Genomic DNA, 18,899 nt, shown 5'->3' with positions numbered 1-18,899 from the left:
GGGAGCCGATAGGAACGGTGCTGCTAAACCCGGATCGGGAACAGCAGACCGAGAAAAAAGCGGCATAGCAAAACGGTTGACGCGACAACTACCTTGAAAAACGCCGTGCTGCCGATTGGTGGCGACGACTTGGGAAGTAGAGGTAAACAGCCTCCAGGGGACAAGACTGGAATTCATCCACCCAATCAGTCTTCAAATCAACCGATCCACAACCCTCGCATTCCACAATTCCCGATACCGCTCCCGCCACCCCGGACTGCCCTTATCCAACCACTCCAACGTCGCCTCAATACTCTCAGGGCTGATGATGAAGTGATTGATATGCTCCTCGATCCGCTCCTCCGATAAATGCAGGGAATCCAGATAGCCATTGAAAGAATCCGCCAGCACCACGTACTCATCGCCCTGCTGACGGCGACCGGTCCAGGCAGGCAAGCCCGCCACCATCGCCGCCACATCCTGGCGCCCTTCCCGCAGGTCCAGCAGCAAGATACTCGCGCCGCCGTCGCGACCGATCGGCAGCAATCCCGTTGCGGGGAAGCCGGGCTGGGCCCGCAGTTGCTCCAGTTCGAAGGGGTTGGATTCATACTCCTTGTCCGGATCCAGCCCGTACAGCGAAAAACTGAGCAGTTCCTCATCGCCATTGGCCAGGGTCGCCAGCACATCGTATTCCACATAGGCGCCGTTGCAGGTCTTGAGGAATTGGCGATAGTCGTCCGGCAAGCGAGCCCCCAGGCTGGCTTCCAGTTGCTCAATGGCACCGTCGGTGGCGCCTTCACGGGTGTCTTCGAGGATGAGTCCGCGGTAGTCAGTCATTGATATCTCGAAAAGGTATTGGGTCCTGAAGGTCTTGAAACACGCCGCGCCGCACAATCAGTCCAACACGTCGATAACAAGCGCTCCGCTCACTCGCTGGCCAGATGTCTCTCGATCAGCCTCGCCGCCTCATCTGCGTGAGTAAAGCCCAGGCTGTGATCGGCGCCAGGGAAAACGTGCAGTTCAGCGCGGGGCAACAGTTGGGCAAGGTGCTGGCCGACGCGAACGGGGCTGATCGAATCAGCGTCGCCCCAGAGCAGCAGGACCGGCATGCGCAACTCGACCAAGCGAGACGTGAGGTCGGTGCGGTCGTCGAGAAACCAACTCGGCAGTGTCGAGTTGGCCGCCGCAAAATCCGGGCGCCAGTCCTGCGCGCCCAGCGCCGACATGTCCACCCCGCCCGAGGTGACGGTCAGCACAAGGTGGGTGATCAGCTCAGGGCGTTCAAGTGCTGCGAGCACAGCGACGATACCGCCCATGGATTGCGCCACCAGCGCTGTGGGTCGGTCGATCTCGGCCTGCACACGCGCCACTAGGTCACTCATGCCGGTCACGCCAGGCACGGGCGGCGCGCCTCCAAAACCGGGCCAGCCGATGTGTACTTGCTGCGCCGGGTGGGCCAAGCGTTCAGCGACCGGATGCCAGAACTGGGTGTTGCCCGAGGCGCCGGGCAAGAAGATGAGTTTGGCGGGGGATGCGGTCACGGGTTCGTCCTTGAAGATGGGATTGAAAGAGTCAGTAGGAGGCCAAAGGGATACCGCCAGGTTCGATGACCGGCTCCAGCATCACACCACACTCGCCCGATGCAGGCTGCTCATATGCCCAACACCCGCCGCCTGCAAACGACTCACCAGATCCTCCCGCGCCGCTCGCCCTCCCGAACGCACGTATTCCAGCTCCGCCGCCGTAATCAATACCACCGGTACCAATCTGACCGGGGACAAAGGCATGTCATCCAGTTGGGTAGGAAAATCCGGTTCCGGCGCGCCGAGCAGAACGCCGGTGGAGTCGTCATCGGTCACGAAGAGCTTGGGCAGTTGATCGTTCATGTGATGCGATTGGCTGAGCCCGGGCAGTTCAAGGGATAGCGTCCCGTATTGGTCGAGTTGGTGGGTGATGCCGCCAGCGTCGGCCACCGTTTTGGCGACGTGTTCCAGCAGCTCGAAAGCCCAGCTGCCTTTGAAAGGATCGACCTCCCCCACGGGGCCATAGGCGTGCTCGGGGATATCCGTGGTTTCGACGAACAATTCCATCTCGAAGCCGTTGCCCATGCCTTCCGTATCATCGAATGGATCGGACAGGCCTTCAGTGGCGAGAATGATCGTGTTGCCACGGCGAACCACACGGTAGGCCTGGCGGGTCGAAGGCCAGTACGGGCCGCCGGAAAAGGTCGGGCTGATCAGGTAGGCCAGGACATCCCGCTCGACCGTGCCGACAGCGCTCCAATGACGATCCAGGCACGCTGCGCCAGCCTCCCGGACGGCCAGATTGGCGGCTTCAGCCTCGGTCAGGTCGCCAAGCTCGTGGGATTGCGGCGCGGGTTGGTCGTCTTGGGTTTCAGGGGCTTTCGATGAACCGAAGAGCTTCTTGAAGAAATTCATGGGCGTTCCTTGCTGGTTTTTCGCTCAACCTCGCCCGTGTCAACACTCGCTGATCCGATGGCCGGCGTTGGGCGCATTGTGGCGTGTTGGCGTTGATATGAAAACGCGGGCAGGCACTTGCGGGCAGTTTCGACGAAAGGCGTGACAATCAGGCTATACACCGTCAGGTAACGCTGGTGGTCCTGTTCTCCGGTGCCGAAACGCAAGTGCTCAGGCTGCGTGCTGGTGACATAGAGCGTGCCGAACATCCAGTCCCACAGCGACAGGTTGACGCCGAAATTGCGGTTGAAATGGCGCGGTGCATCGCTGTGGTGAATCTGGTGCTGGGCCGGACTGTTCAGCACATGTTCCAGCACCGGACCAAAGGACAGCCAGACATGGGTGTGACGCAAGTTGGCCGCCAGGCTATTGAAAATGAACACCAGGTACGTCACGCCGAACAACGTGTAGCGGCTGATTTCACCGCCACAGACATACCAGAAGCCACCCGCGAAGAGGCCCAGGCAGGCGGTGGTGCCAAGCTTCTCGACAATCTTCTCCACAAAATGCACCCGACTCGCGGTGGCCGGCACCAGCACGGGCGCCGAGTGATGCACCTTGTGAAACGCCCAGAGCCAGCGCGAATGAAACGCCCGGTGCGCCCAGTAATGGACGAAATCCTTCACCAGGAACACCCCCAGCCCATAGAGCAACGCGAGCGAAAAATTCTCACCGAGGCGCGGACGCGCGCCCCAGAGGTTGCTGAAAAAAGCCAGGTAATCCCCGGAGCGCAGGATGTACGGATCGACCAGATGAACAATGGGCAACACCAAGGCAATCTTGAGAATGGCCCGGACGAAGTAGTAGCGATAGTCCAGCAGTGCCGAACGATGCAGGTACACCCCACGACCACCGATGAATTGCCAGAACGAACGAGCGTCAGTCAGGCCGCGGTGTTTTCTGAAACGGAACAGGCCATAGGCGACACCGTAGGAGGCGCAGAGAAACAGGACTCCGAACCGGCCGTTCAGGTTGAAAATGCTGAGGAACTGCAGGGTAATGGGGGCGATTACCCATGCGCTCAGGTGTTGATAGACAAGGGAAAACGCATCCACGAAAGGCCGGTCTCTGTCGAAGGAACGGCATTGTAAATCAGTCGCGTTGGGCTGGGCTTGGGTTTTCAGGCATTTTCTGGGGGTAGTTGCTCAAAAGAATCTAAGGTCGACCCGATCTAACGCGACGCATGTGGATGAGTGCGGTTCTACGCTTATCTGGAGAAACTCGCTCTTCAACAGCGAAGGGCAAAAAGCCCAGCTTTGGATAAAGCAGCAAGCCTGCCGTGTTTTCATTGAAACACGATACCTGCACCTCAGTGGCGTCATAACGGTCGAACGCCAGGGCCGTCATCGTTTCCACAAGAAAGGTTGCAACGCCTTTACCTCGTGCCTCTTGGGCAACGATGACATTGCCGATACAGCAAACCCCACCTTTTTCAGCCCGATAGAAGTTAGCAAAACCAACGACACGGTTCCCAGCCTCGACGACCGTCGAATCGAATCGTTGAGCGATGGCGTCAGACAGCTGAGCCTCAGTCAGAGGGAATTGGGCTTTCGGGAACATATAGAACAGTTCCCGAGCGTCCTGCGCAAAGCTACAGAGGGTCTTGATGTCATCAGCCATCACTGGCCTGCTTTGCAATTGCATTGGGCGTCCTTGAGATCTATGCACTTGGTGCGCGAAAAGTTATCAAGCTCGCTGGCCGTGGCTCAGGATCATTGATGACCTTAGCTGATCCAACTCATTCCAGGAGCGAAGCCGACTTGAGCAAATCGTAAAGCCCTTCAGGTACCAGAGGGGATATAGCCGTGAAACTGGCACTGGAGCACCATGTTGCTCTGAACGATGCACCGTCGCTTTCAAAACCTTCCAGCCAAGGTTTTTCGTAGAGATCAGCGTCGTCAAACCTTGCATCGTAGACCTGGACGATCTCGTGCCCAGGCTTGCCGGCGTAGGTAAAAATGCTTTCCAAAGTGCCAATCAGTCGAAGGTCACTGATCGAGGCACCCAGCTCTTCTTGCACTTCTCGGGCGATGGCATCATGGCTCCTCTCGCCGAATTCAATGCCACCACCAACGGGACGAAAAAACATCTGCTTTTTGTTGGCATCGTAGAACTGGTTGACCAGTATTTTTCCATGATGATGAAAGATACAAAGAGCGAGGGGGCGAATGCGTTGCTCCGACATGAATAAAACTACCTTTTGATTTAATGATGCACAACGTCCTGCAAATCCCAGTGCCAGGGATTGAAACACCTACCGACTCAGCCTTGACTCATCGTCCCCGAAAAACTCGCCTCCACCGGCCCGATAAGAAAGACCGCGCCCACGCCATCCCAGCGAACCGTCACACACCCGCCATCACATTCAACCTCGACGGTGCTGTCCAACAAACCACGACGAATTCCATTAACAACCGCGCCACACGAGCAAGAACCTGAACCCAGTGCAATCCCTGCACCGCGCTCCCAGATGCGCAACCGAATATGCGTGCGATCAATGATCTGGACAAAATGAACGTTGGTCCTGAGTGGGAATAGCGCGTGGGTTTCGATGGCCGGGCCGATGGTCGCGATATCAACGGTTGCCAAATCTCCCACAAAGTAAGTGCAGTGCGGATTACCCATGCTGCACGCGGCTGGACTGCCGGCAAGTGGCAACACCGCGGTGTCCAGTGCTTGCGCCAAGGGGATATCCGACCAGCCGAAAAGCGGCACACCCATGTCGACGGAAATGTCGCCAGTTGGGGTACGTTCGCACGTGAGCAGGCCACGGTTAGTGCGCAGCGCTACCGAAGCAACATTTGCTTCGCGCATCAGCATATCCGCCGCTCCCCGTGTTGCGCTGCCGCAAACGTCCAGCGCGGAGCCATCCGCGTTCCAGAACATCACGCGCGCATCGGCATCGTCGCAATCGAGCAACACCGCGAGTTGGTTGAAGCCCACGCCCCGGTTCCGATCCCCCATTCGCTGGGCCATGGCACTCGTCACCGGGTTGGCCGAATTTCGCGAATCGACAATAACGAAGTCATCGCCATTGGCATGCATCTTTTGAAAGTTCAGCGGCATGCAAACGCCCTGCTGGAGATGGAAATGGAATTACCGTCGGGGTCTTTGGCGTTGGCGAAAGAGTAACCGTCCGCCCTGTGCGTAGCGCCAAACTTCAGGCCTTGGGCCAGGCACTTTGCCTTGAAACCCTCGACATCCTGGAGATCAAAGACAAGCTTTACGGTAACTTGCCCTGTTTTAACGGCCTTCCCTGCCGGGTGAACCATCAGGATCGCACCACCGTTTGCAGGGCTCAATTCGGTGACGCGGTCATCGGTTTTTCTTTCACTGGTAAAACTGAAATGACGCTCATAAAAATCGCAGGTCGCTTGAACGTCCCGGACATACAGCATGATTCGATTGAGTGACGGTTGCATGTGTTCTTCCTTGATCATTATCGGTGTTGCGCCTGCTCATATGCCTTAGTCATCACCTCCCAGGTTTTCGCGTCGGCAGGAATCAGATGCTCGATACGCAATGAGCTCATCGTGATGTCGAGCGGCATGCCGAAGGTTGTGAACGTTGACATGAACTTCAGCTCTCCATGGGGAGAGTCGACTCGCGTCAGCAACAGCGGAGGCAGCTCGTTAACCAGCGCCGCAGAGCTGTATGGGGCGGGCAGGCTCTTCAGAATCTCAGCCAACGCGGGATTACTCAAGGCTTCCCGAGATGCCCGTTGCCAGGCCACTAATCTTATTTCCTCGGCGTTACTCAAATGATCGCCCAAGCCACCGGGTTGCAGCAGTGTCACCAAGAGGTTGAGCCCATCGGCTGCATCCCTGGCAAGACCCACCAGATCGAACAAAACACCCGCGCTGGTATTGGCTGCAAGGATGTCCCATCGGGCACCCAGAACAATCGCCGGAGCGGGGTTATTGGCGTGAAGTACATGATTAATGGCATCACGTACCACTTCCATTGACGACGACGTGAGCGGCGTTGTTTCGTAGCGAGGGGCATAGCCACTGGCGATGAAGATGTCGTTGCATCGCTCCAAAGGTACATCCAGGGCAGTCAATAAGTTATGCAGAGTGCCGGGGCTTGGCTTGGCGCGCCCCGTCTCGATGCAACTAAGGTGACGCTGAGAGATCCCTGTGATCAGTGCGCAGTCCAACTGACTCAGTCCGGCCTGTTGGCGCAAGTGACGCAGTTGCGCACCAGCAGAGGTTGGCGGCGTTGTTCGAGAGAAAGGTCGACTGGTCATCCGTTGACTCTGGCATTGCGGGTAAGCGGCGCCCATGACCTCAGAGGTCATTGAAACCATGATGGTCAAATCACTAGCCTACCTCTACTGACCAATGAAAGAGTCCAAGGAGGTAAAGTGAAAAGACCCTACGTTGCACTTGTCGCGCTCCTGCTTTTTTCCGTGTACACGGCGAGTACGTTGTTTCTCGCCGAGCAATCGCTCCTGGCGTTCGGCGTCAGGCTCATGTCTAGCCCGGACACCGCGCAGGTAGTCATCGACCTTTATCTGCTCGCTTGCATGGCGTGCATCTGGATGTACCAGGACACACGTTCGAAAGGCAGATCGCTCACATCGTTGCTGCCTTACCTTCTGATCACGGCGATCTTCGTATCAATCGGTCCACTGTTGTACATCGTCGTTAACGGATTTGGACGTCAATCGCCGATGACAGGTACTCATGATTACCCACCTCCTTAAGCAATGCACTGCAGAGGACGATTAAAGCTCAAGGCCAATCAACGAGCACCGCTTTCGCATCTCCCTGGCGCATCTGGGCCAGTTCAGCATCCACCTAGCTGAGCACCAGAAAAGATGCACTGGCTCGAACCACGCGCTCCTCTCCAGCGCTGATATAGGTATTGGCAAACACCAATCGACTACCGGTTTTTTGAATATCTACGGCAGCCTCCAACCAATCGCCGATCTTGGCGGAGCCAGCGAAATCAGTAGTCATCGTGGTCGTCACGAGCTTGAGAGGCGGATCTTTCGAGAACGCAGCGCTGTAGCCCAGCGCGATATCAGCCAGCGCCATGAACAATCCTCCGTGAGCGAGTCCACGCGCATTGGTGTGTTTCTCCTCAACCCGAATCCCAACGGTAAAACCTTCGGAGTTTTCCCGATAATAAAAGGGACCTAGTAAGTCAAGGAAAGGGCTGCTACGAAATAACGGCTTGAAATCCTGTGGAATATCCATTTCACATTCCTTTACCCGTTAACCTGACAGATAGATCCTGGCGACGACCGTGGTGAATTGTCGTACACAGGCGACTCATTTGACTCTGCTCAATTCGATCCCAACGCGGCCTTTTTCTCAAGCCAATTCCCACGCGTCATCTCCCAAACCTCCTTAAGCAACGACCCACAAACAAAGTCCCCCTGCTGCGTCGCAATCAGGCGCATGCCTTCATGCTCCGAAACTTTACGCGAAGCCTCGTTGCCCACTGCCTTTGGCACTTGCATGACGGGACGTTCCAGCGCTTCAAACCAATAGGCGTTGATCACTTCGCAGGCCTCGCGCATGTAGCCTTTGCCCTGCCATTGCGGCGCCAGCCAGAAACCACGGTTGTTGCCGGGCTGGTCGTAGAGGCTGATGCTGCCGATGCTCTGTGTTGGCTCTTCGGCAATACGGATCATCCAGTGCCACTCGCATCCGGCTGCAATAGCCGGGAGCGCATGGTCGCGCACGTAAGTCAGCGCGCCGTCATCCGGGTAAGGCCAGGGCACGCGACTGTCCAGGTAACGGACCACTTCCCAATGGGGAAATAGCTGTTGGATCGCCGGTGCATCCGTCAGCTCAAGGGGGGTGAGGATGAGACGGCGGGTTTGGAACGTGGGGCTGGGGCTCATGATGAAACTCCTTTTTCAACGTTATGGCGTCCTTGGAAAATCCTCCACGCTAGAAGTTATCCGTCACCCTGCACAGTTTGCTGTCCTTCAAGAATGAACGGGGAAGTTGCGTCGTTGCCGCAGGCAGTTGCTTGAGCCTCACCTCACACTCATAACGCCCCGCAGCGTCCAGTTGGTAATCCTCCCCTGCCTTAGGGACAAAGCTGAACATGTTGTAGCATTGAGCACCGATGTAATGGAAAGCAATGGGCTGCCCGGCAGGCACCAGCAGCTCAGTCATTACCGTGGAAGATGAGTGTTTGTCGTCATCTGGCATGCCCAGGCTTTCGCCGTTGCGATTGGCGTAGCCATCGCGGAACGCCACCATGACGCCCGCGCCCGGCAGGCGGAAGTCCACACAATCGGACTTGGGTACGGCCCTGACCATGCCATCGCTGATCACCCGCAAGCGCGCGGTCTCGCCACCGTTAGGTGTTGAATAAGGTGTGGAGAAAGAGCGGACATCCGTCAATGCGCCACATCCGCTGAGCAAGGCCAGGACGCTGATGCTCAAGGCATACTGCAGCACACGGGAGGGCTTTTTGCGCGGGCAGAAGTTGATTCGGGCGCTGAGGGGGCGTGGCGATTGGCTCACGATGATGCTCCATGCGGGTCAGATATCCAGGGCCAACGACGGTCGAGAGGAACGCGATGCCAGCGCGAGATTTTATAGAGGGTTCGGGGACTGGCTGCAATGGCCGACGTATCGGGGCGTGTGTCATCCTGAGCTCCCATGGATCGACAACCACCCCTGCCCCTTGATCAGCAGATGATTGCCCTACCCCTTGTCCGGCTCTTTGGCTGTCTTTCTGCGGCCGTTCGAAGTTACTACTTTGTATTCATTCGATATGAGCCGTCACCTTTGCTGAGGCCGCAGTCAAGAAAGCACTCGGCTCCATCGCAAACCGCTCCGCCAGCGCATACGCCATCTTGTGGCTGATAGGCCTATCGCCATTGAGCACTTTGGACACCGCCGTTTTATCACCGATCTCAGGGAGGTCTGAACCGGTGAGCCCGAGCGTCTCCATCAGATCCTTGATCAATTGCACAGGCGTGCAGGTCGCCTCAAAAGCGGCATGGGACTCGCGAAACTGGTCGGAGTCGCGCTGGTAGGCCAGGATTTCGTCCTCGAGTTCAACGAGAATTTTCTCCTCAGTCTTGCTCAATTCGCGCCCGTCGGTGAGCGCATCGAGCAGGTCGGTCGCACGCTCATAGTCGGCAGGGGTCTTGATGCCATGCACAAACTCACCGCGCAGGCGATCCAGTAACGCATGTAGCTCGCCAAGCGTTGCGATCACGGTTTGAAAGTCGTTCCGGGCTGCGCTCATCGTCTTACCCCTTTGTTTCTTGCATACCAGACGTTGGCAACGTCGTAATCGGCATGCGTGTAGATGTGTTTGACGTAGAACTTCTGCCGGGTGTAGTTGACGCCACCTATCACCCTGAGATTATTGCCGCCTACGTCGATCACCACCCAGTTCATTGCGGCTCTGGGCTTGAACAAAACACCGTGCGTACCGAACAGCTTTTGCAGGTCCGCGAACGCTTTGGGGCGTGCCATCCTCAAAATGCGCAGGCATCGATCAAGCCCGGCCTTGTCGTTCGGGTACAAAATCGCAGCGTCGTCAAAACGTGATGGCGTGAGTATATCCATGGGCTTCCTTGTCTTTGAGCCGATGGTACTCTGGTTGTGTTTTTTCACAACTCCGATTTATTGACGACAGCGGGATTCATACCTTGGCAAGCGGGCGATTTAGCCGGCAGCATTGGGGCAAATGGGCTTATCACCTACACATCCCGAGACAAAAACATGAACCCTGTCGACTCGAACCGCCTGAAAACCTGGCAGGTCCTCTCCTCGCTCTTCCTGGATACCGACATCGACGACCTGACCTACGACTACATCGCTCGCGTAGTCCTTGAAACCAATTATTCGCCAAAGGAAATCCACAGCATCCTGTGGAATGAAGTGTTCCCGGTGCTCGAAGCGAACCTCAGGTCCGTGGCGGGTGAATGGGCGGGGTGGACGGACGAATGGCTGCTGGAGCACCTCAGTGCAAGTGATGGGATTGAGCCCGGGAAAGGCCGCGGCAGCATTGCCAAGGAGATTGCCAGGTGTTGGAGCCAAGTTGCAACGCGGTTGCCGCCTGGATATGCCTGACTAATGGCCCTCTCCCCCAATCAAAACCCTCCAGTCATTCTGGTCCCTGCTCAATATTCGGCAGAGCGTTTGCACGACTGACCCGGCTCGCTGGACCAAGCGATGCAGTTACCGCAAGATCAACACCGCCGCCACCGCAATCACGGCCACCACGCCAAAGACCATCCGCGCGATCCACGGCGCGGTGAGCCAGACGCCGGTCACCCCGGCAATCTGCCCCACGTTCTTTTCGGTCAGGCGGAAACTCGGCTCCCGGAAAGGATTGCCGCAATGTGGGCAGGCGTAGGCCTTGTCGGAAATTCGGGAAGCGCATTCAGGGCAATCGATCAGACTCATGTGCGACCTCAGGGAGAGACGAACTTGGGGTACTGACAGAGACCACGCATCTCCAGTTTTGGTTCTGAATCGAGTCAACCTTTTGGAGAGCACACTACGCAAAAGCGAACTGCTTCACAGCCAACAAGATAGCCCAGCCACTACTGTGGGGGTTTTACGCGCCGGATAAGGTCGTTCAGCACGTAGGTGTCCAGAAAGGCTGTGACTTCAATGATCTGACCATTCTTGAAGGTCATGTGCCACAGGTAGGTGTTGTTGTAGGGTTTGTGATCAAGCGCCGTGGCTGTTCCGTTCCACAGAACAACCACGACATCATTCTGAGCAACGATGCTCTGCACCGTGGGGACAATCGGTGTTGCCAGTCGCGCGGTAATCGGCCGCACGACTTGGGCCAGCTCAGCCTTGCTGTTATAGACACCGGAAACAGGACTCGTCCCGGCCACGGTCCATTTCGCATTGGGCGCCAGCAGATCGAACACCGTGCCTTTGCCCTGCTGCCAGTGAGTGAACGCCTGGCGGACCAGAGTCGCATTCGCGTGCTGGGTGTTTTCCGAAGCCCAGACGTTGTTCGTAAAAAATATTAAAGACAGTGCAAGCGCCTGGACGCGCCAAGCCAAATTCATCCATCTGGTCATGATGTTCTCTCACAGCAATGCAGTTGATAAGACGCTCTTCCAGGAGGACCTTAACGGCATGTGCCCAGAAACCTTTGCCCGATACTGCTGTGAGGTTGTCTGATGCTGTTTGGTAATCAGGCCACTGTGGGAGCGAGCTTGCTCGCCATAGCGGTGGATCAGTCACTTCGATGTTGGATGTATGGCCGTCATCGCGAGCAAGCTCGCTCCCACAGGGGTCAGTGCTTATTCCTGGATATTCCACGCGCCTTGTGTATTTTTCAGACGGCAGAAACCACAAAACCCCTGGTTTTCTTGGAAAACCAGGGGTTTTGTGTGTATCGAATGTGGCGGTGAAGGAGAGATTCGAAAGCACCCGATTGCCGTTTTCGGCGAATCAGGTCCCGGTTTATAGGGGTTTCAGGCCGATAGTTTGCGTGCAAACGTTCCCATGGCAGTCCCATGGAATCTGTGGGCCAGCAGGAGGCACGCTTGTGTAATGGGAGTTTTGCGTTTTTTGGGATTGGCGTCGGCAATGAGTAGTTTTGGTAACTCGCCCCATGGAGCTACCTTCAAAGCTTGATTTCGTTGGGGAACATAGGTTCGATACAAGGTGATTTTCTTGTAATGTAAAAGCAAGGTAATTACTTTCAGAAAAGCAATCTTTGATTTTAATAAAACCTTATAAATCAATCAGTTAAATAAAAAATATCTTTCCATCACTCTAAATTTCTTTCTGAAGTAATTCATCGAAACCAATCAATGCGGGGCTTTCAGCGCTGCTACGGTGTCTGAATTCGCGCATTACTTTTTTCCGACTGCGTTCCTGTGGTCCGGAGCCTTGGGAAGATCTGCGGCAGGCGAACGAATCGCGCTGTCGCGAACATATCAGACATACCCACCCTTCGCAGGGATTCGCAGGCCTTTCACTCCCTACATACTCCAGCCGAGTGGCCGGCCTCACTTGCGCTGAGCAGGACGCAGCCATGCAGAAAAAAAGATCGATTTAGCCCGCAGGCGTGGTGGGGGGATGACGGCGCGCGCCCCTGTACAATCTCGGAATCAGATGGAAGGGCTACCTCCCTGATGCAATCAAAAAGCCACATCCTGTATAGTCACTCTTTTTTGCCGAACCGTTGACGATAAACGGTCGGCGGACCTTATTCATGGATGGCTTCGATGGCTAAAAACCCGTTTCAGAAAATTGCGTTGCAATCACAGCAGATACCAGATTGCTTGGCGCGTAACGGTGCAGCAGTTGTCGGCATAGACACATCGAAAAGCAGCCCCCACATCTATGAATACTTACACAAAGAAATTCCCCACAAATTCAGTCTGTTCATTCTGGGAAATGGAACATTCACTATTGGACAGTGCACTGGCTACTGCAAAGAAACCTTCAATTTTTTTGCCGAAAAGATAGTCAGTGAGTGCGCGGGTGACGACACACCGTTCAACTATTCGAAATCCAATCTTGCTAATCGCGCGCAAGAGATAATTGACTATCTCTTGCACGAAGGCGCTTTAATTGAAGACGATGTAGTTGATGCAACTGGTCGCCGACTTCGTATGAGAGGGCCTCAGAGAGACACACTCACAATAAAAATACATAAAAACAACACAGTTCAGTTCCAAGGAAAGCGCCTAGAACTTTCAACTAAGCTATCTGACTTTTTGAGCAACATCTTATCTTTAGATGACGTCCTACAGAGTCAAATAGAGATTTTCTCAGTTGCCCTAACGGTTTCAGAAGTAAAGGATGAACTCGCGGAGAGAATCCCTGCGGCATGCTCATATATTAGTGAAGCTGTCAGAATTCAGCTCTCGGCAGCTCTGACCCTTACTAAAGTCGAATTAGATATCGAAGATCACTCTTATATAACTTTTCCTGCATTACGAGGTTTGGAAGGCTTTTTAAAGGACGTCCTGAGAGCTGCGGGTTATCAAGTACAGCCGAAACTGGGATTTGGGGAGTATTTTGATGACGGGAAAATGCGACGTGACCAGGCTAACCATGCCGGAGCTGTAAAAGCAGAAGTTCTGAACCAATGCTATCGTTACTGGTCAGACCAACGACACCGGCTTTTCCATATGGACAGCGTTGACATTCAGACAACACGGCGCTTGGATGCGAATGAGGCAAGGCACGTCGTCACGCATGTGTTCGAACTGGTGGAAGCATCTTCACGAGCCCTACTTTGCGAGCAGCCATGAAAAACTACCTATGCACGTTGACTAACACTCCATCTGCTGACTTGAGGGCGGTCATTTTCGCGACTAGCCCACAAAGTCCTTTTGACGAAATACAGAATATCGAGAAGCAACTGTGCAAAAGTAAAGTCAAGGGCAAAATCCTTTTTGATATGCTTTTGGCAAACGGATCAAAGATCAATAGATTTTTTATCGCAGAGTTTGATGGCCATCGCATTTCTTTACAATCATTAAAGAATGCGGATGACAATTACTCCACCTTCTCTAAAGTTTGCGCTGCAACTCTAAGCAAGCACACCGAACAACTTGACGACTCATTGCTGACCAATGCAATGAAGTACGCACTAAAAATCGGCACGCCCTTTTAGGACAAATATACCTTCCAGCATCACTGCCTCCACAAAAATAACGCATTCATATAACGACTCACAATACGACCTCAGCTCACCCCTCACTTTCAGCTTTATATTTTTTAAAGACAATTACTTCCTCGCCCAACCAGTTATTCAATTCTGACATCCGCGTCTGAATCGGTTCCAATTCGTTGGCCGAATAGATTTGCGCAGCCTCTCTGATCGATCCAAACCCGCCCGCGTTCTGCGGAACGATGCCCATCAACTGGGGCGGAATGCGCAAGCTCGCCAACACATCATCCCGGGTCTGATTCTTAATCGAATTGAATTCATCCTTGGCAGCCACCTCACTGACCGGAATCAACTGAATCCCATCCTTCTTGCCAGTAGGCGAATAAACAAACAAATTCCGAAAATTCCCTGGCCCCTTCGACTCCTTCAACGCTTTGCGCAAAGCATCAATATCCGCCTCAGTCTGCGCCGCATCCGTCATGTAAAGAATGAACCCCGCATGACTGCCGTTCTCGTAATACTTGCGCCGGAACAGGGTCGCCGACTCGTTGAGAAGTGCTGATTGCAACGCACTGATCCACTCCGGCAGCCCATAGATCTCCTGGTGCAAATCCGCCTCACGCAGATGAAAAATGCTCCCCAGCTCAAACGCGTGCTCGTTCTTCCAACCCTGCACCTGGTAGAACTGCCCCTCCTGTCCCACCCGCATGTACTTAGCCAGCGACGGCACCACTTGCCGTGTTTTGCCCAGCACCGACCGGCGCTTCTCCAGGTACCCATTGCCCAAGCATAGAAAATCCAAGGCGAACTGCTCAAAAGCTGCCCGGGACAACATCGGATGCGGGATAAAGGTCTTACTCAACAGGTTCCGCTTCAACATTAACCCCGAATGCAAATGCACGCTCGCCCCCACCGAACGAGCCAGACCATTGAGCGACAACGGCGGTTCATACCACCGCCCGTTGAACCAGCATTCCAAGTAATCAAACACCTCCCGACCGCCCAATACCGGCGTCGGCTCCCCAAAGCTGAACACCTGAGTCCCCGCACTGGCGGCATCGAGGGAGACCGGCAATAGTTGCTGGCTGGCAAGTTGTTCGGTCATGTAAAAATCTCCATACGCCCAGTATTGGCAGCGGTCTGCCCTTCAAGCGGTTCGTTCTGCAATGCGTGAAAGAGCGCCCAAGCCAGGTCGGCATGACCGGTGTTGTCGTTGCGCCCTGCGGTATAGGTGAATTGCCGGCCACCTGCGGTGATAGTTTTACGAATAGCCATGAGCGACTGGGCCATATCAGTCCAGCCGGCATCGAACTCCAGCCGCCCCTTGTGAATGACGTCATAGGCTTTGAGAACCAGGCGGGTTTTCACCTCGGGCGAGTAGCTGAAGGTAGTCACGGCCGGGAAGAACTGGCGCACCAGCTGGGCCACTCCGCTGCCCAGGCCGGTGACGTCGATACCGATGTAGGTGACCCAGTAGCGGTCGCACACACCCTTGATGGCGGCGGCCTGGGCGGCGAAGTCCATGCCGCGAAACTGGTGGCGCTCTAGCACGCGGAACTTGCCGCCGGGCACCAGGGGCGGCGCGACCACCACGAGGCCGGAACAATCGCCCGTCTCGGCCGGGTCGTAGCCGACCCATACCTGACGGTCGCCGAACGGGCGCATGGCGAACGGTTTGTAGTCCTCGGCCCACTCCACCCAGCTATCGACCATGCAAGACTGCAACACCGACAGCGGGAAGATGCTCGCGCCGTCATCGACGAACTCGCACATCAGCAGGTTGGCGAAGGCCTCGGGGCTGTACTCTCGGCGCAGCTCTTCGATGTCGAACCGATCGCACCCGCCCCGCTCGGCGTCAAGGATGGTGACGATCTGGCGCCACAACCGATCCTCACAAAACCGGCCCTGCTGGAGCGCGCCATGGGTCACGTCCACTTTGGTGTGCTGCGCTGCGGGCTTACCCTTGTTGAAGCGCTCCCCCGTCCAGAAGGTGTACGCCTCGTGGGCCATACTCGACGGCGTGGAGAAGTAGGTTTTGCGCCACTTCTTGTGCATCGCCATGCCCGAGGCGACCTTGTTCAACTCCTCGAACTTGAACGTCCAGAAGAACTCGTCGAAGTAGAAATTGCCGTGATAGCCCTGGGCGGTGCGAGCGTTGGTCCCGAGGAAAAACAGCTCGGCGCCGTTGGGCAGCACAATCGGGTCACCGGTCAGCTCGACGCCGATGACTTCCCGGGCGAAGGCCTGGATGTAGCCACGGAACAGGTAGGCCTGGTTCTTCGAAGCCGACAGGAAAATCTGGTTACGACCGGTGTCCAGGGCATCGATAAACGCCTCGCGAGCGAAGTAATACGTGGCGCCGATCTGCCGGCTCTTGAGGATGACGCGGGTGCGCTGATTGCCGGCCCGGTACCAGTCCTTCTGGTAGTCGAAACAGCCGTCGATGAACGCTTCGCGCAGCAGCTCGATCTGGTCTTCGCTGATGTCGTTCTTCGGGGACTTTTTCTTCGGCCTCTCGTTGCGCTTGGCGAGGTTCGGGTTGAGGTCGGTTTCGGTGCCGCCGCCCTGGAAACGCTGAATGCGGGCCTGGCGCTCAAGCTGCCGATGCAGCAGATCGATCTCCTTGAAATCGCCGCCGGTCTTGTTGTCCTTGAGGATCAACTGCACCAAGCGCGCTTCCAAGGCGCCGCCGATGCGCTCGACGTTGTCAGCCTGGTCCCACTTGTCGCGAGCCTTCCAGCTGTGTAGCGTTTTCTCCTTCTCGCCTGTCGCCTCGGCTATCTCACAGACGCGCCAGCCCATCCAGTACAGAAACTTGGATTGGCGTCGGGGATCGATGGGCAGCAAGGCGGTCGTCATGCCGAGATGCTGCCGCCCACCGCGGCGACTCAATAGCGCCGCCCCTTGTACCCTCCCCGCCTACAGTCCCGCCCCGTTGCCGCCGCTCGCGCCCATACCGACCATGCCCCTCATTGCAACGCACTGAGAATCCCTGGCATGAAGAAGTACCGCAGCAACTGGTTCCGCGTCGCCATCGAAGGCGCCACGTCGGACAAGCGCACCATCAAACGCAGTTGGCTGGAACAGGCCGCCAAGAACTTCAACCCGTCCACCTACGGTGCCCGTATCTGGCTGGAGCATTTCCGCAGCCTGCTGCCCGACAGTCCCTTCAAGGCCTACGGCGACGTACTGGCGGTAAAAGCCGAAGAGGTGGACGTCAACGGCCAAAAGAAATTGGCGCTGTTCGCCAAGGTCGAACCCACCAACGACCTGATCGCCATGAACAAGGCCAAACAGAAAATCTATACGTCCATCGAGATCGACGAGAGCTTTGCCGACACGGGCGAGGCCTACATCGTTGGCCTCGCCGTGACCGACTCGCCCGCCAGCCTAGGGACCGACGTCCTGGCGTTCTCAGCGCAGAAGCCCGAAGCCAGTCCATTCCAAGACCGTCACTATTCCGCGACCTCCATGTTCACCGAGGCGGTGGAAATCGAGCTGAAGTTCGACGAAATCGACGAGAAACCGAGCCTCGGCGCCCAGCTCCTCAACAAGGTACAAACCCTTCTGAGCGGCAAACAGGCCAAGGACGACACCGAGCTCTCCCAGATAGGCGAAGCGGTCGAAGCCATCGCCGAACACGTCAAGGATCTGCCCGACCAACTGGCCGTCGAAAAGCAATTCTCGGCGGGGCTGAAAACCCGACTCGATCAAGTCAGCACCGAACTGGCCGAGCTGAAAACCCAGCTGTCCACCACCCAGGATCCCCAGCAGAAGACGCGCCCGCAGGTCTCCGGCGGCGGTAACCAAGTCATGACCGACTGCTGACCATCAAGGACGATCAACATGCGTAACGACACCCGAGTACTGTTCAACGCTTACCTGCAGCAACTGGCGCAACTGCATGGGGTGGCTGACGTCACCACCAAATTCACCGCAGACCCGAGCGTCGCCCAGACCTTAGAAACCCGTATGCAGGAATCCAGTGCGTTCCTCAGTGCAATCAACGTTTACCCCGTCTCGGAACAGTCGGGTGAAAAGGTCGGTATCGGCATCGACGGCACCATTGCCAGCACCACCGACACCACCGTCAAAGACCGCGAACCACGCGATCCAAGCGGCCTGGATGACCGAGGGTACACCTGCACTCAAACCAACTTTGACACCAGTATTCGCTATCAAAAACTGGACCAGTGGGCCAAGTTCAAAGACTTCCAAGCACGCATTCGCGACGCCATCATCAAGGCCCAGGCCCTCAACCGGATCATGATCGGTTGGAACGGCATCAGCCGCGCCGCGACATCCAACCCAACCATCAACAAGCTGCTGCAAGACGTGAACATCGGCTGGCTGCAAAAGATGCGCGAGGAAAACCCTGCCCGGGTCATGACCGAAGTGAAAGACGGCAGCGGCAAAATCGAAATCGGCGCCAACAAAGACTTCGCAAACATCGACGCCCTGGTCGTCAGCATGGTCAACGAATTCATCGAGCCCTGGTACCAGGAAGACACCGAACTGGTGGTGATTTGTGGTCGCCAACTGCTGGCCGACAAATACTTCCCCATCATCAACACCATTCAGGCACCGTCTGAAATGTTGGCCGCCGACATCGTCACCAGTCAAAAGCGCCTCGGCAACCTGCCGGCCGTGCGCGTACCGCACTTCCCGGCCAGCGGCCTCATGGTCACCCGCCTCGACAACCTATCGCTGTACTGGCAGGAAGGCACTCGCCGCCGCACCGTCATAGACAACGCCAAGCGCGACCGCATCGAAAACTTCGAGTCGGTCAACGAAAGCTATGTCATCGAAGACCTGGGCTGCGCCGCCCTGGCCGAAAACATAACCCTGAACTGAGGCGGC

24 protein-coding genes are annotated in these 18,899 nt (G+C 56.1%); 6 read left to right on the top strand and 18 right to left on the bottom strand.

The window, feature by feature from the left end; genetic code table 11:
• Window positions 1-192: 192 nt before the first annotated feature.
• The 9 genes from ASC85_RS27250 to ASC85_RS27210 form a co-directional block, all read right to left on the bottom strand.
• The gene (locus tag ASC85_RS27250; protein ID WP_057452105.1) at window positions 193-816 is read right to left on the bottom strand and encodes an SMI1/KNR4 family protein; all 624 of its coding nucleotides are present in this window, start codon (window positions 814-816) and stop codon (window positions 193-195) included.
• Window positions 817-905: 89 nt separating this feature from the next.
• Window positions 906-1,520 (bottom strand): alpha/beta fold hydrolase, encoded by a 615-nt coding sequence (locus ASC85_RS27245; RefSeq protein WP_057452104.1) that lies wholly within the window; start codon window positions 1,518-1,520, stop codon window positions 906-908.
• Window positions 1,521-1,601: 81 nt separating this feature from the next.
• On the bottom strand, window positions 1,602-2,417 hold the full coding sequence (locus ASC85_RS27240) for a suppressor of fused domain protein (protein WP_057452103.1): 816 nt from the start codon (window positions 2,415-2,417) through the stop codon (window positions 1,602-1,604).
• On the bottom strand, window positions 2,414-3,511 hold the full coding sequence (locus ASC85_RS27235; protein WP_057452102.1) for a sterol desaturase family protein: 1,098 nt from the start codon (window positions 3,509-3,511) through the stop codon (window positions 2,414-2,416). Before ASC85_RS27235 ends, ASC85_RS27240 begins: the two co-directional genes overlap by 4 nt.
• 100 nt (window positions 3,512-3,611) lie before the next feature.
• The gene (locus ASC85_RS27230) at window positions 3,612-4,100 is read right to left on the bottom strand and encodes a GNAT family N-acetyltransferase (RefSeq protein ID WP_057452101.1); all 489 of its coding nucleotides are present in this window, start codon (window positions 4,098-4,100) and stop codon (window positions 3,612-3,614) included.
• Window positions 4,101-4,194: 94 nt separating this feature from the next.
• Window positions 4,195-4,641, bottom strand: a complete 447-nt coding sequence (locus ASC85_RS27225; protein WP_057452100.1) for an NUDIX hydrolase — start codon at window positions 4,639-4,641, stop codon at window positions 4,195-4,197.
• A 77-nt stretch (window positions 4,642-4,718) separates the two neighbouring features.
• Window positions 4,719-5,522, bottom strand: coding sequence for a diaminopimelate epimerase (gene dapF / locus ASC85_RS27220; protein WP_057452099.1), 804 nt, complete (start codon window positions 5,520-5,522; stop codon window positions 4,719-4,721).
• Window positions 5,513-5,878 carry a VOC family protein gene (locus ASC85_RS27215; protein WP_003204132.1) on the bottom strand — a complete coding sequence of 122 codons (366 nt, stop codon included), beginning with the start codon at window positions 5,876-5,878 and terminating at the stop codon, window positions 5,513-5,515. The genes dapF and ASC85_RS27215 overlap by 10 nt, the downstream gene beginning before the upstream one ends.
• Before the next feature lie 17 nt (window positions 5,879-5,895).
• Window positions 5,896-6,705, bottom strand: coding sequence for a helix-turn-helix domain-containing protein (locus ASC85_RS27210; RefSeq protein ID WP_057452116.1), 810 nt, complete (start codon window positions 6,703-6,705; stop codon window positions 5,896-5,898).
• Window positions 6,706-6,822: 117 nt separating this feature from the next.
• Here ASC85_RS27210 and ASC85_RS27205 point away from each other — a divergent pair, with 117 nt between their 5' ends.
• Complete coding sequence (locus tag ASC85_RS27205; protein WP_057452098.1) at window positions 6,823-7,164, top strand: hypothetical protein; 342 nt, start codon at window positions 6,823-6,825, stop codon at window positions 7,162-7,164.
• 94 nt (window positions 7,165-7,258) lie between these two features.
• Here the strand turns inward: ASC85_RS27205 and ASC85_RS27200 are convergent, their stop codons facing one another.
• The 5 genes from ASC85_RS27200 to ASC85_RS27180 form a co-directional block, all read right to left on the bottom strand.
• Window positions 7,259-7,660, bottom strand: coding sequence for a PaaI family thioesterase (locus tag ASC85_RS27200; RefSeq protein ID WP_057452097.1), 402 nt, complete (start codon window positions 7,658-7,660; stop codon window positions 7,259-7,261).
• Between the two features lie 89 nt (window positions 7,661-7,749).
• The gene (locus ASC85_RS27195; protein ID WP_057452096.1) at window positions 7,750-8,313 is read right to left on the bottom strand and encodes a GNAT family N-acetyltransferase; all 564 of its coding nucleotides are present in this window, start codon (window positions 8,311-8,313) and stop codon (window positions 7,750-7,752) included.
• A 49-nt stretch (window positions 8,314-8,362) separates the two neighbouring features.
• Complete coding sequence (locus tag ASC85_RS27190) at window positions 8,363-8,947, bottom strand: hypothetical protein (RefSeq protein ID WP_057452095.1); 585 nt, start codon at window positions 8,945-8,947, stop codon at window positions 8,363-8,365.
• Window positions 8,948-9,191: 244 nt separating this feature from the next.
• The gene (locus tag ASC85_RS27185; RefSeq protein WP_057452094.1) at window positions 9,192-9,680 is read right to left on the bottom strand and encodes a helix-turn-helix domain-containing protein; all 489 of its coding nucleotides are present in this window, start codon (window positions 9,678-9,680) and stop codon (window positions 9,192-9,194) included.
• Window positions 9,677-10,006, bottom strand: coding sequence for a type II toxin-antitoxin system HigB family toxin (locus ASC85_RS27180; RefSeq protein ID WP_057452093.1), 330 nt, complete (start codon window positions 10,004-10,006; stop codon window positions 9,677-9,679). The genes ASC85_RS27185 and ASC85_RS27180 overlap by 4 nt, the downstream gene beginning before the upstream one ends.
• A 156-nt stretch (window positions 10,007-10,162) precedes the next feature.
• Between ASC85_RS27180 and ASC85_RS27175 the strand changes: the two genes are divergently transcribed.
• Window positions 10,163-10,513, top strand: coding sequence for a DUF7079 family protein (locus tag ASC85_RS27175; RefSeq protein WP_057452092.1), 351 nt, complete (start codon window positions 10,163-10,165; stop codon window positions 10,511-10,513).
• A 108-nt stretch (window positions 10,514-10,621) separates the two neighbouring features.
• Here ASC85_RS27175 and ASC85_RS27170 read toward each other — a convergent pair whose 3' ends face one another.
• Together ASC85_RS27170 and ASC85_RS27165 are read right to left on the bottom strand one after the other, a co-directional pair.
• Window positions 10,622-10,849: an integrase gene (locus ASC85_RS27170; protein WP_003204158.1), complete on the bottom strand. Its 228-nt coding sequence runs from the start codon at window positions 10,847-10,849 to the stop codon at window positions 10,622-10,624.
• 140 nt (window positions 10,850-10,989) lie between these two features.
• The gene (locus tag ASC85_RS27165; protein WP_046063744.1) at window positions 10,990-11,472 is read right to left on the bottom strand and encodes a nuclear transport factor 2 family protein; all 483 of its coding nucleotides are present in this window, start codon (window positions 11,470-11,472) and stop codon (window positions 10,990-10,992) included.
• 1,170 nt (window positions 11,473-12,642) lie between these two features.
• Here ASC85_RS27165 and ASC85_RS27160 point away from each other — a divergent pair.
• Window positions 12,643-13,677, top strand: a complete 1,035-nt coding sequence (locus ASC85_RS27160) for an RNase LS family HEPN domain-containing protein (protein WP_057452091.1) — start codon at window positions 12,643-12,645, stop codon at window positions 13,675-13,677.
• Window positions 13,674-14,042, top strand: coding sequence for a type II toxin-antitoxin system RnlB family antitoxin (locus ASC85_RS27155; protein ID WP_057452090.1), 369 nt, complete (start codon window positions 13,674-13,676; stop codon window positions 14,040-14,042). The genes ASC85_RS27160 and ASC85_RS27155 overlap by 4 nt, the downstream gene beginning before the upstream one ends.
• Before the next feature lie 76 nt (window positions 14,043-14,118).
• On the opposite strand, the gene ASC85_RS27150 is transcribed toward ASC85_RS27155, so the two are convergent.
• Together ASC85_RS27150 and ASC85_RS27145 are read right to left on the bottom strand one after the other, a co-directional pair.
• Window positions 14,119-15,144, bottom strand: a complete 1,026-nt coding sequence (locus ASC85_RS27150) for a phage portal protein (RefSeq protein ID WP_057452089.1) — start codon at window positions 15,142-15,144, stop codon at window positions 14,119-14,121.
• Window positions 15,141-16,898, bottom strand: coding sequence for a terminase ATPase subunit family protein (locus ASC85_RS27145; RefSeq protein ID WP_057452088.1), 1,758 nt, complete (start codon window positions 16,896-16,898; stop codon window positions 15,141-15,143). Before ASC85_RS27145 ends, ASC85_RS27150 begins: the two co-directional genes overlap by 4 nt.
• A 138-nt stretch (window positions 16,899-17,036) precedes the next feature.
• Here ASC85_RS27145 and ASC85_RS27140 point away from each other — a divergent pair, with 138 nt between their 5' ends.
• Entirely contained in the window at window positions 17,037-17,867 is an 831-nt protein-coding gene (locus tag ASC85_RS27140; RefSeq protein WP_057452087.1) for a GPO family capsid scaffolding protein, read from the top strand.
• An 18-nt stretch (window positions 17,868-17,885) separates the two neighbouring features.
• Window positions 17,886-18,893, top strand: coding sequence for a phage major capsid protein, P2 family (locus tag ASC85_RS27135; RefSeq protein WP_057452086.1), 1,008 nt, complete (start codon window positions 17,886-17,888; stop codon window positions 18,891-18,893).
• Window positions 18,894-18,899: the final 6 nt, after the last annotated feature.

Source organism: Pseudomonas sp. Root401, from assembly GCF_001425105.1.
Taxonomy (GTDB): domain Bacteria; phylum Pseudomonadota; class Gammaproteobacteria; order Pseudomonadales; family Pseudomonadaceae; genus Aquipseudomonas; species Aquipseudomonas brassicacearum.
Note: the sequence above shows the minus strand (reverse complement) of the source record. Positions and strands in the feature narration are given on the sequence as shown.

Coding starts and splice junctions, on each gene's coding strand:
- ASC85_RS27200 (WP_057452097.1), bottom strand. CDS start 7,660: ATGGATATTCCACAGGATTTCAAGCCGTTATTTCGTAGCAGCCCTTTC.
- ASC85_RS27215 (WP_003204132.1), bottom strand. CDS start 5,878: ATGCAACCGTCACTCAATCGAATCATGCTGTATGTCCGGGACGTTCAA.
- ASC85_RS27240 (WP_057452103.1), bottom strand. CDS start 2,417: ATGAATTTCTTCAAGAAGCTCTTCGGTTCATCGAAAGCCCCTGAAACC.
- ASC85_RS27155 (WP_057452090.1), top strand. CDS start 13,674: ATGAAAAACTACCTATGCACGTTGACTAACACTCCATCTGCTGACTTG.
- ASC85_RS27185 (WP_057452094.1), bottom strand. CDS start 9,680: ATGAGCGCAGCCCGGAACGACTTTCAAACCGTGATCGCAACGCTTGGC.
- ASC85_RS27175 (WP_057452092.1), top strand. CDS start 10,163: ATGAACCCTGTCGACTCGAACCGCCTGAAAACCTGGCAGGTCCTCTCC.
- ASC85_RS27250 (WP_057452105.1), bottom strand. CDS start 816: ATGACTGACTACCGCGGACTCATCCTCGAAGACACCCGTGAAGGCGCC.
- ASC85_RS27210 (WP_057452116.1), bottom strand. CDS start 6,705: ATGACCAGTCGACCTTTCTCTCGAACAACGCCGCCAACCTCTGCTGGT.
- ASC85_RS27230 (WP_057452101.1), bottom strand. CDS start 4,100: ATGCAATTGCAAAGCAGGCCAGTGATGGCTGATGACATCAAGACCCTC.
- ASC85_RS27165 (WP_046063744.1), bottom strand. CDS start 11,472: ATGAATTTGGCTTGGCGCGTCCAGGCGCTTGCACTGTCTTTAATATTT.
- ASC85_RS27180 (WP_057452093.1), bottom strand. CDS start 10,006: ATGGATATACTCACGCCATCACGTTTTGACGACGCTGCGATTTTGTAC.
- ASC85_RS27135 (WP_057452086.1), top strand. CDS start 17,886: ATGCGTAACGACACCCGAGTACTGTTCAACGCTTACCTGCAGCAACTG.
- dapF (WP_057452099.1), bottom strand. CDS start 5,522: ATGCCGCTGAACTTTCAAAAGATGCATGCCAATGGCGATGACTTCGTT.
- ASC85_RS27140 (WP_057452087.1), top strand. CDS start 17,037: ATGAAGAAGTACCGCAGCAACTGGTTCCGCGTCGCCATCGAAGGCGCC.
- ASC85_RS27150 (WP_057452089.1), bottom strand. CDS start 15,144: ATGACCGAACAACTTGCCAGCCAGCAACTATTGCCGGTCTCCCTCGAT.
- ASC85_RS27195 (WP_057452096.1), bottom strand. CDS start 8,313: ATGAGCCCCAGCCCCACGTTCCAAACCCGCCGTCTCATCCTCACCCCC.
- ASC85_RS27170 (WP_003204158.1), bottom strand. CDS start 10,849: ATGAGTCTGATCGATTGCCCTGAATGCGCTTCCCGAATTTCCGACAAG.
- ASC85_RS27145 (WP_057452088.1), bottom strand. CDS start 16,898: ATGACGACCGCCTTGCTGCCCATCGATCCCCGACGCCAATCCAAGTTT.
- ASC85_RS27160 (WP_057452091.1), top strand. CDS start 12,643: ATGGCTAAAAACCCGTTTCAGAAAATTGCGTTGCAATCACAGCAGATA.
- ASC85_RS27225 (WP_057452100.1), bottom strand. CDS start 4,641: ATGTCGGAGCAACGCATTCGCCCCCTCGCTCTTTGTATCTTTCATCAT.